Genomic DNA, 14295 nt, shown 5'->3' on the forward strand with positions numbered 1-14295 from the left:
ACCCGATGGCCTGTCTGAGGGTCATGCAACAGCCGGCCAGCGGCCGGCTCCACCCATCGGCCGGGCCACGCCCGGTGCCCCTGCCTCAGCCCTTGTAGCCGTTGCTGATCGGGTAGCGACGCTCACGGCCGAAGGCGCGGCGCGAGACCTTCGGGCCCGGCGCGGCCTGGTGCCGCTTCCACTCGCTGATGCGCACCAGGCGCAGCACGCGGTCGACCACGGCCGCATCGTAACCGGCGGCCACGATCTCCCCGCGCGACTGCTCCTGGTCGATGTAGCGGTACAGGATGCCGTCCAGCACGTCATAGGCCGGCAGCGAATCCTGGTCCAGCTGGTTCTCGCGCAGCTCGGCCGACGGCGGGCGGCTGATCACCGCCGGCGGGATCACCGGCGCGCCACCCACGGTATTGCGCCACTTGGACAGGCCGAACACTTCGGTCTTGTACAGGTCCTTCAGCGGCGCATAGCCCCCGCACATGTCGCCGTAGATGGTGGCGTAGCCCACCGCGTACTCGCTCTTGTTGCCGGTGGTCAGCAGCAGTCCGCCGAACTTGTTGGCCAGCGCCATCAGGATCACGCCGCGGCTGCGCGACTGCAGGTTCTCTTCGGTCACGTCCGGCGTGGTGCCTTCGAACATCGGCGCCAGCGATTCCATCAGGCCCTTGAACGCCGGCTCGATCGACACCGCTTCCAGCTTCACGCCCAGCACCTGGCACTGCTCGGCGGCCAGGTCGTTGGACAGGCCAGCGGTATAGCGCGACGGCAAGCGCACGGCGGTCACGTTCTCCGCGCCCATCGCATCCACCGCCAACGCCAGCACCAGGGCCGAGTCGATGCCGCCGGACAGGCCCAGCCACACCTTCTTGAAGCCGTTCTTGCGGCAGTAGTCCTGGATGCCGCGCGTCACCGCACGCCAGGCCAGCGCGTCCATGCTCTCGTCGCCGTCGTCCATCCACACGTGCGGCAGGAACCGGCGGCTGTGGCCGTCGTAGTCCACCACCAGCCATTGGTCGACGAAGGCAGCGGCCGCCGGGTGCACGGTGCCGTCGCCATCGGCCACCACCGAGGCGCCATCGAACACCAGCGCATCCTGCCCCCCCACCACATTGAGGTAGGCGATCGCCGCCCCGCTCTCGCGGGTACGCGCGGCCAGTACCGCGTCGCGCTGGGCGTGCTTGCCCCGCTCGTACGGCGATGCGTTGGGTACCACCACCAGCTGCGCACCGGCGCGCACGGTGTCGGCCAGCGGTTCGGCGAACCACAGGTCCTCGCAGATCAGCAGCCCCACCGGAACCCCATTGACCTCGAACACGCAGCTGCCGCCGTCCGGGTCCACATCGAAGTAGCGACGCTCGTCGAATACCGCGTAGTTGGGCAGCTCGCGCTTGCGGTAGGTCTGCTCGACCAGGCCGTCGCGCAGCACGCTGGCGGCGTTGTAGACCACCGCGCCGGCGGCCTGCGGCCAACCGACCACTGCGGTCACGCCACGGCAGGCGGCGGCAATGCGGCCCATCGCCTGCTCGCACTCGTACAGGAAGCCCGGGCGCAGCAGCAGGTCCTCCGGCGGGTAACCGCTCACGGCCAGCTCGGGGAACATCACCAGCTCGGCGCCGTACTCGTCGCGCGCCTGGCCGATCATCTCGATGATGCGCTCGGTGTTGCCGGCGACATCGCCGACCGGGAAGTCGAACTGCGCCATCGCGATGCGGATCGAAGCCATGGGAATCCAGCCTGTGGTTGCAATGCGCCCATTGTAGCGCCGCACCATGCGCGCGCCGGGCGCGCTCACTGCGTGGACAGCCCCGGCTCAGTAGCTCCACGCCATGCGTGGATGGGCTTGCCGGGATGGCCGGACACCAGACGCAGAAAGGCCGCCCGGAGGCGGCCTTTCTGTTTCAAGCAGCCGGCCAGCGGCCGGCTCTACAGAATCGTCTGCCGGAGGCAGTCGATCTTATTTCACCAGCTTGGCGATGGCAGCGCCCAGGTCGCCCGGCGAACGCACGGTGACGACGCCAGCGGCTTCCATGGCGGCGAACTTGCCTTCCGCCGTGCCCTTGCCACCCGAGGCGATCGCACCGGCGTGGCCCATGCGCTTGCCGGCCGGAGCCGACGCACCGGCGATGAAACCGACGACCGGCTTCTTCACGTGGTTCTTGATGTACTCGGCGCCGGCTTCTTCAGCGTCACCGCCGATTTCGCCAACCATGATGATGCCTTCGGTCTGCGGGTCTTCGTTGAACAGCTTCAGGCAGTCGACGAAGTTCAGGCCGTTGATCGGGTCACCACCGATGCCGATGCAGGTGGACTGGCCCAGGCCGACTTCGGTGGTCTGCTTGACCGCTTCATAGGTCAGGGTGCCCGAACGCGACACGATGCCGATCTTGCCCGGCTGGTGGATGTGGCCCGGCATGATGCCGATCTTGCACTCACCCGGGGTGATGACGCCCGGGCAGTTCGGCCCGATCAGCACGGTGTCCGGATGCGAACGGGTCAGCACGTTCTTGACGCGCAGCATGTCCAGCACCGGGATGCCTTCGGTGATGCAGACGATGACCTTGATGCCGGCAGCAGCGGCTTCCAGGATCGCGTCAGCCGCGTACGGCGGCGGCACGTAGATGACCGAAGCGTTGGCGCCGGTGCTCTGCACGGCGTCGGCAACGGTGTTGAAGACCGGCAGGTCGATATGGGTGGTGCCACCCTTGCCCGGGGTCACGCCGCCCACAACCTGGGTGCCGTACTCGATCATCTGAGTGGCGTGGAAGGTGCCCTGCTGGCCGGTGAAGCCCTGCACGATCACCTTGGTGTTCTTGTTGATCAAAACAGACATTGGAATTCCTTGGTGTCGGTATCAGGCGGCGTTCTTGACAGCTTCAACGATCTTCTTGGCGCCATCGTTGATGTTGTCAGCCGGGATGATGGCCATGCCGCTGTCGCGCAGCAGCTGCTTGCCTTCTTCCACGTTGGTGCCTTCCAGGCGCACCACGACCGGAACCTTGACGCCCACTTCCTTCACGGCGGCGATGATGCCTTCGGCAATCATGTCGCAGCGGACGATGCCGCCGAAGATGTTGACGAAGATGCCTTCGACCTTGTCCGAGGACAGGATCAGCTTGAAGGCTTCGATGACGCGCTGCTTGTTGGCACCGCCGCCCACGTCCAGGAAGTTCGCCGGCTCGCCGCCGTTGAGCTTGATGACGTCCATGGTGGCCATGGCCAGGCCGGCGCCGTTCACCATGCAGCCGATGTTGCCGTCCATGGTGACGTAGTTGATGTCCAGTTCCGAAGCGATCACTTCGGTCGGATCTTCCTGGGTCTTGTCGCGCATGGCGACCAGCGCCTTCTGGCGGAACGCGGCGTTGTCGTCGCTGTCGAACTTGCCGTCCAGCGCGTACAGGTTGCCGTCGTCCAGGATGGCCAGCGGGTTGATTTCAACCAGCGCCAGGTCCTTTTCGTTGAACAGGCGGTACAGGTTCACCATGATGCTGGCGAACTGGCCGGCCTGCTTGGCGGTCAGGCCCAGCTTGAAGCCGAAATCGCGGCCGTGGTAACCCTGCACGCCTTCGACGAAGTCGACGTTCAGCGAGTGGATCAGCTCCGGGGTTTCAGCAGCGACCTGCTCGATTTCCACGCCGCCTTCCGAAGAGGCGATGTAGGTGATGGTCTTGGTGCCACGGTCGACCAGCACCGACAGGTACAGTTCCTTGACGATCTCGCCGGCGGTGGTCACCAGCACCAGGTTGACCGGCAGTTCAACGCCAGCGGTCTGGTAGGTGGCCATCTTGGTGCCGAGCATCTTGGCCGCAGCGGCCTTCACGTCGTCGGTGGTCTTGCAGAACTTGACGCCGCCAGCCTTACCGCGGCCGCCAGCATGGATCTGCGCCTTGACCATCCAGGGGCCCTGGCCCAGGGAGTTGGCAGCGGCAACCGCTTCGTCCGGGGTCGCAGCGACCTTGCCGGCCGGGACCGGGATGCCGTACTCGGCAAGCAGTTGTTTTGACTGGTATTCGTGGAAATTCATGCGTCACCGTGGGAATAGGAACGACCGCACGCAATTCCTCAGGGCCCCGGCGGGGCGCCGGCATGGACCGCGGCGGGCCCACTATTGTGGCCGAGCCAGCGCCGGGGCGCAAAGAAGTCTGTACAAAACGCCAGGCCCGGCCAGATTTCCACCGTCATTCAGGCAGTTGCGCCGGGCCCGACGCTGGCCACCGGTGTCCGCGGGGGGCCAAATGCGCGATCCGGGCCACTCCCACGGCACGCTTTGCGGGGCCCTATACTGGTCAGCCAGGGTGCGCAGCGTCGAGCCTGCTCGACCGCTTCCACCACGGGCCACATAGAAGCGACGCGCCGGCCCGGCTTCAGGGGACGCCGGACCGGTGCATCGCAGATTCCAGACCCAGGCAGCCAGAAGGGGAGTTCCGGCGTGTCACCCAGTGCTTCATTGATCGACCGCATCGAATCGATCCCGCGGCGTGAGCTGTATTTCTTCGCGCTGTACCGGGTGCTGATCGCAACCGTCATCGCCGCCCTGCTCTACAGCCCGTTGTCCGGCCTGGTCGGCGAGGCCCATCACCCGCGGCTGGCCGATGTGGTTGCGGTCATCTATCTGGCGTTGTCGTTGCTGGCCCTGGTGATCGGCCGCAACGAACGCTGGCTGCGGCCGATCGTGGTCAGCGGCGTGCTGGTGGACATCGTTGCCGCCACCCTGCTGTCACATGCCCTGCCCGGTGCCAGCGCCGGCATCTCGATGTCGCTGCTGTTCAACATCGCCGCCGCCGCCACCCTGCTGCCACTCAGCCTGGGCCTGGGCCTGGCGCTGGCCGCCAGCCTGGCCACCGGCGTCGAATACACCTGGAAGCTGCTGGAAGGCGGCGACCCCACCCGCACCCTGGCCGAGCTGGCGATGTTCACCACCAGCTATCTGGCGCTGGCCTTCATCAGCTACCAGGTCGGCAACCGCGCCCGCCGCAACCAGCAGCTGGCCAACCAGCGCGGCGACGAAGTGGCCAACCTGTTCCAGATCAACGAACTGATCATCCGCCGCATGCGCACCGGCGTGCTGGTGGTGGACGCCGACAACCGCATCACCCTGGCCAACGAGGCCGCCTCGATGCTGCTGGGCGACAGTGACGGCAATGGCGAGAGCGGGCGCCTGGACCTGGCCAGCGCCGCGCCGGAACTGACCCGCCGCCTGCAGCGCTGGCGCAATGGCTGGGCCCAGGACGAACTGCCGCTGCAGCTCAACCCCGACCAGCCCGAAGTACAGCCGCGCTTCGCCCGCCTGCTGGCCGGCAGCGACCTGGCGCTGGTGTTCCTGGACGATTCCAGCGTGGTGTCCCGCCGTGCCGAATCGCTCACCCTGTCAGCGATGGGCCGCTTCTCGGCCAGCCTCGCCCACGAGATCCGCAACCCGCTGGCGGCCATCAACTATGCCGTGCAGCTGCTCGAGGAAGGCACCGGCTTCAACGAAAGCGACCGCCGCCTGCTGCAGATCATCCGCCAGCAATGCCAACGCACCAACGGCATCGTCGAAAGCGTGCTGGGGCTGGCCCGACGCGAACGCGCCACGCCCGAGAACGTGGATCTGGCTGCCTTCGTGCGCCGCTTCGTGCTGGAGTACAAGCAGGGGCAGACGCTGGAAACGGACAGCATCGAACCGATCATCAACGACAGCACGGTGATGGCCCAGGTCGATACCCGCCACCTGTACCAGGTGCTGACCGTACTGGTGCACAACGCGCTCAAGTACGGGCGCATCGGCCAGCAGCCGGCGCGGGTGCGCCTGCGCGTGGCCCAGCACGAGCGCAGCGCGGTGATCGACGTGATGGACCGCGGCCCGGGCATTCCCGAGAGCGTGGCCGCGCAGTTGTTCCGCCCGTTCTTCACCACGTCCGAGCACGGCACCGGCCTGGGCCTGTATATCGCCCGCGAGCTGTGCCGGGCCAACCAGGCGCGGCTCGACTACATTCCGGTGCCGGCCGGTGGCTCCTGCTTCCGCCTGGTGCTGCCCGGTCCGCACACGCTGTTGCCCACCTGATTCCGATTCCGTGCGTCAAACATTTGTCGCATCCAGCCCCCTCGTTTATCTTTCACGCCCATGAACGAAACCCGCAGCGCCCTCGTCGTCGACGACGAACGCGACATCCGCGAACTGCTGGTGCTGACCCTCGGCCGCATGGGGCTGCGCATCAGTACCGCCGCCAACCTGGCCGAAGCACGTGAACTGCTGGCCAGCAATCCGTATGACCTGTGCATCACCGACATGCGCTTGCCGGATGGCAACGGCATCGAACTGGTCAGCGAGATCGCCCAGCACTATCCGCGCACGCCGGTGGCGATGATCACCGCCTTCGGCAGCATGGACCTGGCGGTGGAAGCGCTGAAGGCCGGCGCCTTCGACTTCGTCAGCAAGCCGGTGGACATCTCGGTGCTGCGCGGCCTGGTCAAGCACGCACTGGAACTCAACAGCACCGAACGCCCCGCGCCCGGCCCCAGTGCCGAACAGGGTGCGCGCCTGCTTGGCGATTCGCCGGCCATGGACGTGCTGCGCACCACCATCGGCAAGGTCGCGCGCAGCCAGGCGCCGGTCTACATCCTGGGCGAGTCCGGGGTGGGCAAGGAGCTGGTCGCGCGCACCATCCACGCACAGGGTGCGCGTGCGGCCGGCCCGTTCGTGCCGGTCAACTGCGGCGCCATTCCCGGCGAGCTGATGGAGAGTGAATTCTTCGGCCATCGCAAGGGCAGTTTCAGCGGCGCGCATGCCGACAAGCCGGGCCTGTTCCAGGCTGCCCATGGCGGCACCCTGTTCCTGGACGAAGTGGCCGAACTGCCGCTGCAGATGCAGGTGAAGCTGCTGCGCGCGATCCAGGAAAAATCGGTGCGCGCGGTTGGTGCACCCAACGAGGAACCGGTGGACGTGCGGATTCTCTCGGCCACCCACCGCGACCTGGCGGAACTGGTCGAGGACGGGCGCTTCCGCCACGACCTGTACTACCGCATCAACGTGATCGAACTGAAGGTACCGCCGCTGCGTGAGCGCCGCCAGGACCTGCCGGAACTGGCTGCCGCGGTGCTGGCGCGGCTGGCCCGCAGCCATGGCCGCGCCACCCCGCTGCTGGCGCCGTCGGCACTGGAAGCGCTGGCCCAGTACGCCTTCCCCGGCAATGTGCGCGAACTGGAGAACATCCTGGAACGTGCGCTGGCATTGGCCGAGGAAGACTGCATCAGTGCCGATGACCTGCGCCTGCCGCAGCACGCGCCGCGCGCGCCGGGCAGTGCCGCCCCCGCTGAGGCGGTGGCCGACCTGCAGCCGGGCAGCGCCGCCCTGCCCTCCTACATCGAGCAGCTCGAGCGCAGCGCCATCCAGCGCGCGCTGGAAGAGAACCGCTGGAACAAGACCCGCACCGCCGCGCAGCTGGGCATCACCTTCCGCGCGCTGCGCTACAAGCTGAAGAAGCTGGGAATGGAGTAGAGCCGGGACCACGCAATCCCGATCACGAACGCAGACCCAAGCGGTAGTGCCGGCCGCTGGCCGGCAACCTCATGCATCGCGGCATCCACGCATGGCGTGGATCTACCTCAATCCTTGGTGACGCGATTGATCTCGGCGAGGCTGGTGATGCCCGCGGCCGCCTTCTTCAGCGCCGACTGCCGCAGATCATTCACGCCGATCTGCTGCGCCGCTTCGGCAATCTGCAGCGCGTTGCCACCGGCCAGCACGATCGTGGCGATCTCATCGGTCATCGGCATCACCTGGTAGATACCAGTGCGGCCCTTGTAGCCTTCGGTGCATTCATCGCAGCCGACCGCCTCGTACAACTGGATGCCCGCGTCCAGCTGCGCCTGGGTGAAGCCCTCGGCCAGCAGCGCATGTTCGGGCAGCGTGGCCAGGCGCTTGCAGTTGCCACACAGGCGGCGCGCCAGGCGCTGGGCGATCACCAGCGTCACCGAGCTGGTGATGTTGTACGGCGCGATGCCCATGTTCATCAGGCGCGCGATGGTCTGCGGCGCATCGTTGGTATGCAGCGTGGACAGAACCATGTGGCCGGTCTGCGCCGCCTTGATCGCGATCTCCGCCGTTTCCAGGTCGCGGATTTCGCCGACCATGATGATGTCCGGGTCCTGGCGCAGGAACGAGCGCAGCGCAGCGGCGAAGGTCATGCCGCGCTTGTTGTTCTGCTGCACCTGGTTGACGCCGGGCAGGCGGATTTCCACCGGGTCTTCGGCGGTGGAGATGTTGCGCGTCTCGTCGTTGAGGATGCCCAGCGCCGTATACAGCGACACGGTCTTGCCCGAACCGGTCGGGCCGGTCACCAGCACCATGCCGTAGGGCTTGTGGATGGCATCCTGGAACAGCTTCTGCTGGTCCGGCTCGTAGCCCAGCTTGTCGATGCCCAGCTTGGCCGCGCTGCCATCCAGGATACGCAGCACCACCTTCTCGCCGAACAGGGTCGGCAGCGTGCTCACGCGGAAGTCGATCTGCTTGGTCTTGGACAGGTTGAGCTTGATGCGGCCGTCCTGCGGCACGCGCTTCTCGGCGATGTCCAGCTGCGCCATCACCTTCAGGCGCGCGGCGATGCGCTGATTGAGCTTCACCGGCGCGCGCGCCACCATCTTCAGCAACCCGTCGATGCGCAGGCGCACCCGGTAGTCGTCTTCATAGGGCTCGAAGTGGATGTCCGAGGCGCCCTTGCGGATGGCATCGACCAGCACCTTGTTGACGAACTTCACCACCGGGGTGTCGTCGCCCTTGGCATCGATGCCGGAATCACCGCCGGTGCCCAGGTCCTCGTCACCGGCGGAGACCTCCAGATTGCCCATGCCTTCGTCGTCACCACCAAGCGCGTCACCGAGCGTGTCGTGGCTGGCGTGCCACTGCTCCAGCGTACGGCGGATCTGGTCTTCATCCACCAGGATCGGTTCCACCACCAGGTTGGTGTGGAACTTGATCTCATCCAGCGAGTGGGTCGGGTTGCTGGTACCGACGAACAGCTTGCCGCCGCGTTTGAACAGCGGCAGCACGTTGTGCTTGCGCAGCAATTCCTCGCTGACCAGGCTCATCGCGTTCTGGCTGGCGTCGAAGGTGGAGACATCGAACAGCGGCATGCCGAACTCGACCGCATTGGCGGCGGCCAGCTGCGCTGCGCCGACCACCCTGTTCTGGGCGAACCAGGTTGGCAGGGGCTGGCGTGCGGCGGCAGCCTTGGCCATGGCATCGCGCGCGCCCGCTTCATCCAGGGCGCCGTCCTGAACCAGGCGGCGGGCCAGGCCGGTGATGCCGACGAGGTTGGCGGTGGTTACAGCATTCATATGAATCCTTGGCTCATGGGTCTGGCGGTACCACGCACCTTCCAGAGGCGCAGCACCGGGCAGCAGAACCTGCCACGGCCCCGTGACCGTCGGCATTGCCCATCCATAAGCAACACTGCCATGCCTGAACCTTCCGGCCCGGCAGGCATGATCCTGACTCCCCCGGGCATGATAGCCCCGTCAACGACCCGCCAACATCCCATTGGCGGGCCGGATTTCACTCAACAGCCTGCCGGACGATACCGCGCCTCGAAGGCACTGCCATCGCAGCTCCAGATGCCATCCGCCGCACGGCGGAGGATCAGATCCTTGCCCTGCACCGCGCTACCACCTTGCAGCGTGCAGGTGATGCTGCCGATACCCGCACTGTCCAGCTTCGCTTCAATCGTCGGGCAACGCTGTGTCGGCACCAGGCCGATATAGGCTGCCGTTACAACGCTGGCATCCCTGCTGTCTTGGGCCACGTGTTCCATGGTGGTTTTCCCGGGACGCACATCTGCCAACGCTGCGCCAACCTGTGCCTTGGCCATGTAGTCCTGATAGAGAGGAAGAGCGATTGCGGCAAGAATCGCAATGATCGCGACGACGATCATCAATTCAATGAGGGTGAATCCCTCTTGATCTGGATGTTTCATGACGAGTCTGTCCCCAAAACAGATTGTCAAAGCTTCAACTTCAGGCACGAAAGCCGCACGCTGCAGCCCCCATAAACAAGAGCCCCGCATCGCGGGGCCCCTGTACGTGTGACTGATGGCGAGCCGATTACGGCGCCTTAGCCTCATTGCAGCCACCCGGAATGTACTTGGCATCCAGAGTGTTGGCAGTGCAGGACCAAGTGCCATCCGCAGCACGAGCCAGGACCAGCGAGCCCTTGGCAACCTTTGCATTACCAGCAAGCGCGCAGGTGATCGAAGCCGTGCCAGCGCCAGAATCACCATCAACGGTAATGGTGCAACGATCCGAGTTCTTCAGGCCAAGCTGAGCTGCAGTCTTGTCGAAAGCCTTGCCTTCATTCAGCAGCACTTCGGCCTGGGTCTTGCCCGGGGTGATTTCGGCGAGGCCGGCGGTGGCCTGCGACTTGGCCACGTAGTCCTGGTACATCGGCAGAGCGATGGCGGCCAGGATGGCGATGATCGCGACGACGATCATCAGTTCGATAAGGGTGAAGCCCTTCTGGTTCTTCATTGTGGTACATCCCCAAGATAGTGGTGGTTGATTTCAGTGGACAGGTTCGGTCCGGCCAGCGGCCGGTTGAGCGGGTCCTGCCCCCTGCGGGTGGATCAACGCAGGTTGCGTGCCAACCCCGGCACGCCTCCCCCTGGATTTCCCCGCGCCCATGATGGCAGTAATTCTGCGGATGGGAACCCCCCATATCCGAATCTGCGATGGACGCGGCAATGTGACGCAGTGCGTCACCTTTGGCCGGCCCCCGGCACGAAATCGCACGCTGGGCCGCCGTCCAGCTGCCCAGACGGCCATGAACCGGCTACCATCGACGGCTAGACGCCCGCTGGGGATGGCGGGTCTTGGGGAGCCTATATGTCTGTCAGTGGCAGTGCGATCAAAAAGGAGCCCGTGGCGCGCAGCACCACGGAGCTGCAGCCGTTTGTCTGGGAGGGGACCGACAAACGCGGAGTGAAGATGAAAGGTGAGCAGATGGCAAAGAACGCCAATCTGCTCAGGGCTGAACTACGCCGGCAGGGCATCAACCCGGGCCAGGTCAAGGTCAAGCCCAAACCGCTTTTCGGTGCGGCAGGCAGCAAGATATCGCCGAAGGACATCGCCTTCTTCAGCCGCCAGATGGCGACCATGATGAAATCCGGCGTGCCGATCGTATCGGCGCTGGACATCATCGGCAGCGGGCACAAGAACCCGCGCATGAAGAAGATGGTGGACTCGCTCCGCACCGATATTGAAGGCGGCTCGTCGCTCTACGAGGCGGTCAGCAAGCACCCGGTGCAGTTCGATGAGCTGTACCGGAATCTGGTCAAGGCTGGTGAAGGCGCCGGTGTACTGGAGACGGTGCTGGATACCGTCGCTACCTACAAAGAGAACATCGAAGCGCTGAAGGGCAAGATCCGCAAGGCGATGTTCTACCCGGCGATGGTGCTGGCAGTCGCGCTGATCGTCAGCGGCATCCTGCTCGTATGGGTTGTGCCGCAGTTCGAAGACGTGTTCAAGGGCTTCGGCGCGGACCTGCCGGCCTTCACGCAGATGATCGTCAACCTGTCCCGGTTCATGGTGTCGTGGTGGTGGCTGATACTCATCGTCATCATCGGCTCCATCTTCGGCTTCATCGCCGCCTACAAGCGCTCGCCCAAACTGCAGCACAACATGGACCGACTGGTCCTGAAGGTACCGGTGATCGGGCAGCTGATGCACAACAGTGCCATCGCGCGCTTTGCCCGCACCACCGCCGTCACCTTCAAGGCAGGCGTCCCGCTGGTGGAGGCGCTGGGCATCGTGGCCGGCGCCACCGGCAATACGGTGTACGAGGAGGCCGTCCTTCGCATGCGAGACGATGTCTCGGTGGGCTACCCCGTGAATGTGGCGATGAAGCAGCGCAACCTGTTCCCGCACATGGTCATCCAGATGACCGGTATCGGCGAAGAGGCCGGCGCCCTGGATGCGATGCTGTTCAAGGTGGCCGAGTACTATGAGCAGGAGGTCAACAATGCCGTTGACGCCCTGAGCAGCCTGCTGGAACCGATCATCATGGTGATCATTGGTACCATCGTCGGCGGCATGGTCATCGGCATGTACCTGCCGATCTTCAAGCTCGCTTCCGTCGTCGGATAACACATACATGGCTTTTCTCGACCAGCATCCCGGCCTCGGCTACCCCGCCGCGGCCGCCCTGGGACTGCTGCTGGGCAGTTTCCTGAACGTCGTCATCCTGCGCCTGCCCAAGCGGCTAGAGTGGCAGTGGAAGCGCGATGCGCGCGAGGTCCTGGAGGAACCGGACTACTACGAGCCGCCCCCACCGGGCATCGTGGTCGAGCCTTCGCATTGCCCGCACTGCAAGCACAAGCTGAGCTGGTACGAGAACATCCCCCTGTTCAGCTGGATCATCCAGGGCGGCAAGTGCCGCCACTGCAAGGCGCCGATCTCGTTGCAGTACCCGCTGGTGGAGGCCATGACCTCGCTGCTGGTGCTGGCCTGTGTCTGGCAGTTCGGCTTCGGCTGGCAGGGCTTCGGTGCCATCGTACTGACCTGCTTCCTGATCGCCCTGTCCGGCATCGACCTGCGCACCCAGTTGTTGCCGGACCAGTTGACCCTGCCCCTGATGTGGCTGGGGCTGATAGGCAGCATCGACAACCTGTACATGCCGGCCAAGCCTGCTCTGATCGGCGCAGCGCTGGGCTATCTGTCGCTTTGGGCGGTCTGGTGGCTGTTCAAGCAGCTGACCGGCAAGGAAGGCATGGGCCACGGCGATTTCAAGCTGCTGGCGGCCCTCGGCGCATGGTGCGGGCTGAAGGGCATCCTCCCGATCATCCTGCTGTCCTCGGTGCTGGGCGCCATCATCGGCTCGATCTGGCTGTACAGCCGGGGCCGTGACCGCGCCACCCCCATCCCGTTCGGGCCCTACCTGGCCATCGCCGGCTGGCTGTACTTCATGTGGGGCGGGCCGTTGGTGGAGCAGTATCTGGTCCTGAGCGGCCTGCGCTGAGGGGATTCCCCATGAGCCGGTATGTGGTTGGCCTGACCGGCGGCATCGCCGCCGGCAAGAGCGAGGTGACCCGGCGCTTCGAGGCGCTGGGCATCGTGGTAGCCGATGCCGATCTGGCCGCTCGCGCCGTGGTGGCCGCCGGCAGCCCGGCGCTGGGCCGTATCGCAGAGCGTTTCGGCGCTGACATGCTGCTGGCCGACGGCAGCCTGGACCGGGCGCGCCGGCGCGCCCACGTCTTCGCCGACCCGGCCGAGCGGGTGGCACTGGAAGCCATCACCCACCCGGCCATCCGCCTGCTGATGCAAGAGCAGTGCGAGCAGGCGAACAGCCCCTATGCGATTGCCGCCATTCCACTGCTGACCGAGGTTGGCGGGCGCCAGGCCTACCCATGGCTGGACCGGGTACTGCTGGTGGATGCCCCCGAAGCCGTGCAGCATGCGCGGCTGATGCAGCGCGACGGTATCGACGCCGCACTGGCCGACCGGATGATTGCTGCGCAGGCCAGCCGTGCGCAGCGGTTGGCGCTGGCCGATGACGTGGTGGTCAATGATGGTCGGCCGGAGGATCTACAGGCGCAGGTGGAACAGCTGCATGCGCGGTACCTGGGCTTGGCCGCGGGCTGAGACCTGGCTGCCGGCCAGCGGCCGGCACTACCGAAGCGCGTCCACGCACCGCGCGGCCCTACTCCACCTGTTGCCGCGCGTGGCGGACCAGCTCTCGGGTACCCAACAGCAAGCCATCAACCACATCCGGGCTGAGCTGCTGGTGGGCACCGCCCTGTTCGCGTGCGGCTGCAGCGGCGTGCAGCACCTGGACCAGCACCTCCAGACCGGCCAACGTACGCCCGAGCCCAGCCCGGGTTGCGGCCTGCGCGGGGCTGAGACCCTGCGCATCACACCGCCGGCCATCCGGGCCGTCATGGCCATCCATGCGGGCCAACAGCGTCGGCAACAGGTCTTCAGGGTCATCGAGCAGGGCTTCGAGCCGCTCGGCCGCTTTGGCAGGCAGCCGGTTGGCTGCATCGCCAATCAGGGCGGAAAGATGGGGAAATTCGGGACGTGCGGACATGGTGAGTTCCTCGCAGACGGCAAGCCACCTGCAGAAGCAAGGTGGCGGACGGTGCGGGTTGGCGTACCGGACAACTCCCAGATGGATGAAAACTCCGGCGGATTCTGACGAACCCCCACGCACCGTCCGCCATAAGACAGACGCGGTGCATTGTCCGCGACGCCGTACAGGGCATCGGAAGCTTTCCATCTTGAAGTTGATTTCAGGACGCCAATCCCGGCCAAGGCACCCGCCCCGGCCCAGCCATC

Annotated in this window: 12 protein-coding genes; 5 read left to right on the plus strand and 7 right to left on the minus strand. The window is 65.7% G+C overall.

The genetic code is table 11. The annotated features are described in order from the left end of the window. Positions 1-85 precede the first annotated feature (85 nt). The 3 genes from O0J73_RS00005 to sucC all read right to left on the minus strand — a co-directional run bounded on the left by O0J73_RS00005 (position 86) and on the right by sucC (position 4018). Entirely contained in the window at positions 86-1720 is a 1635-nt protein-coding gene (locus O0J73_RS00005) for an NAD+ synthase (RefSeq protein ID WP_049457163.1), read from the minus strand. A gap of 231 nt (positions 1721-1951) precedes the next feature. After that, positions 1952-2827 (minus strand): succinate--CoA ligase subunit alpha, encoded by an 876-nt coding sequence (sucD, locus tag O0J73_RS00010; RefSeq protein ID WP_005410793.1) that lies wholly within the window; start codon positions 2825-2827, stop codon positions 1952-1954. Between the two features lie 21 nt (positions 2828-2848). After that, entirely contained in the window at positions 2849-4018 is a 1170-nt protein-coding gene (gene sucC / locus O0J73_RS00015; RefSeq protein ID WP_004154430.1) for an ADP-forming succinate--CoA ligase subunit beta, read from the minus strand. A 405-nt stretch (positions 4019-4423) separates the two neighbouring features. Between sucC and O0J73_RS00020 the strand changes: the two genes are divergently transcribed. Together O0J73_RS00020 and O0J73_RS00025 are read left to right on the plus strand one after the other, a co-directional pair. Beyond that, positions 4424-6037, plus strand: coding sequence for an ATP-binding protein (locus O0J73_RS00020; RefSeq protein ID WP_049457164.1), 1614 nt, complete (start codon positions 4424-4426; stop codon positions 6035-6037). A gap of 60 nt (positions 6038-6097) precedes the next feature. Beyond that, entirely contained in the window at positions 6098-7471 is a 1374-nt protein-coding gene (locus tag O0J73_RS00025) for a sigma-54 dependent transcriptional regulator (RefSeq protein WP_197563581.1), read from the plus strand. A 107-nt stretch (positions 7472-7578) separates the two neighbouring features. On the opposite strand, the gene pilB is transcribed toward O0J73_RS00025, so the two are convergent. The 3 genes from pilB to O0J73_RS00040 all read right to left on the minus strand — a co-directional run bounded on the left by pilB (position 7579) and on the right by O0J73_RS00040 (position 10494). Next, the gene (gene pilB / locus O0J73_RS00030) at positions 7579-9309 is read right to left on the minus strand and encodes a type IV-A pilus assembly ATPase PilB (protein WP_308307703.1); all 1731 of its coding nucleotides are present in this window, start codon (positions 9307-9309) and stop codon (positions 7579-7581) included. 221 nt (positions 9310-9530) lie between these two features. Next, positions 9531-9944 (minus strand): pilin, encoded by a 414-nt coding sequence (locus O0J73_RS00035; RefSeq protein ID WP_308307704.1) that lies wholly within the window; start codon positions 9942-9944, stop codon positions 9531-9533. A 127-nt stretch (positions 9945-10071) separates the two neighbouring features. Next, a complete protein-coding gene (locus O0J73_RS00040; protein WP_049457168.1) occupies positions 10072-10494 on the minus strand; it encodes a pilin in 423 nt (140 codons plus the stop codon). 354 nt (positions 10495-10848) lie between these two features. On the opposite strand from O0J73_RS00040, the gene O0J73_RS00045 reads away from it, so the two are divergent. The 3 genes from O0J73_RS00045 to coaE are packed head-to-tail and all read left to right on the plus strand — an operon-like array spanning position 10849 to position 13602. Further along, positions 10849-12108: a type II secretion system F family protein gene (locus O0J73_RS00045; protein ID WP_308307705.1), complete on the plus strand. Its 1260-nt coding sequence runs from the start codon at positions 10849-10851 to the stop codon at positions 12106-12108. A 7-nt stretch (positions 12109-12115) separates the two neighbouring features. Then, positions 12116-12979, plus strand: a complete 864-nt coding sequence (locus O0J73_RS00050) for an A24 family peptidase (RefSeq protein ID WP_008268831.1) — start codon at positions 12116-12118, stop codon at positions 12977-12979. Positions 12980-12990: 11 nt separating this feature from the next. Beyond that, positions 12991-13602, plus strand: a complete 612-nt coding sequence (gene coaE, locus O0J73_RS00055; protein WP_308307707.1) for a dephospho-CoA kinase — start codon at positions 12991-12993, stop codon at positions 13600-13602. Positions 13603-13660: 58 nt separating this feature from the next. Here the strand turns inward: coaE and O0J73_RS00060 are convergent, their stop codons facing one another. Continuing rightward, complete coding sequence (locus O0J73_RS00060) at positions 13661-14047, minus strand: hypothetical protein (RefSeq protein WP_308307708.1); 387 nt, start codon at positions 14045-14047, stop codon at positions 13661-13663. Between the last annotated feature and the right edge of the window lie 248 nt (positions 14048-14295).

Source organism: Stenotrophomonas sp. Sm6012, assembly GCF_030985895.1.
GTDB classification, from domain to species: domain Bacteria; phylum Pseudomonadota; class Gammaproteobacteria; order Xanthomonadales; family Xanthomonadaceae; genus Stenotrophomonas; species Stenotrophomonas forensis.

What these genes read in the sequence shown, in the direction of transcription:
- O0J73_RS00005 (WP_049457163.1), bottom strand. Translation starts at nt 1,720, where the DNA reads ATGGCTTCGATCCGCATCGCGATGGCGCAGTTCGACTTCCCGGTCGGC.
- sucD (WP_005410793.1), bottom strand. Translation starts at nt 2,827, where the DNA reads ATGTCTGTTTTGATCAACAAGAACACCAAGGTGATCGTGCAGGGCTTC.
- sucC (WP_004154430.1), bottom strand. Translation starts at nt 4,018, where the DNA reads ATGAATTTCCACGAATACCAGTCAAAACAACTGCTTGCCGAGTACGGC.
- O0J73_RS00025 (WP_197563581.1), top strand. Translation starts at nt 6,098, where the DNA reads ATGAACGAAACCCGCAGCGCCCTCGTCGTCGACGACGAACGCGACATC.
- pilB (WP_308307703.1), bottom strand. Translation starts at nt 9,309, where the DNA reads ATGAATGCTGTAACCACCGCCAACCTCGTCGGCATCACCGGCCTGGCC.
- O0J73_RS00035 (WP_308307704.1), bottom strand. Translation starts at nt 9,944, where the DNA reads ATGAAACATCCAGATCAAGAGGGATTCACCCTCATTGAATTGATGATC.
- O0J73_RS00040 (WP_049457168.1), bottom strand. Translation starts at nt 10,494, where the DNA reads ATGAAGAACCAGAAGGGCTTCACCCTTATCGAACTGATGATCGTCGTC.
- O0J73_RS00045 (WP_308307705.1), top strand. Translation starts at nt 10,849, where the DNA reads ATGTCTGTCAGTGGCAGTGCGATCAAAAAGGAGCCCGTGGCGCGCAGC.
- O0J73_RS00050 (WP_008268831.1), top strand. Translation starts at nt 12,116, where the DNA reads ATGGCTTTTCTCGACCAGCATCCCGGCCTCGGCTACCCCGCCGCGGCC.
- coaE (WP_308307707.1), top strand. Translation starts at nt 12,991, where the DNA reads ATGAGCCGGTATGTGGTTGGCCTGACCGGCGGCATCGCCGCCGGCAAG.
- O0J73_RS00060 (WP_308307708.1), bottom strand. Translation starts at nt 14,047, where the DNA reads ATGTCCGCACGTCCCGAATTTCCCCATCTTTCCGCCCTGATTGGCGAT.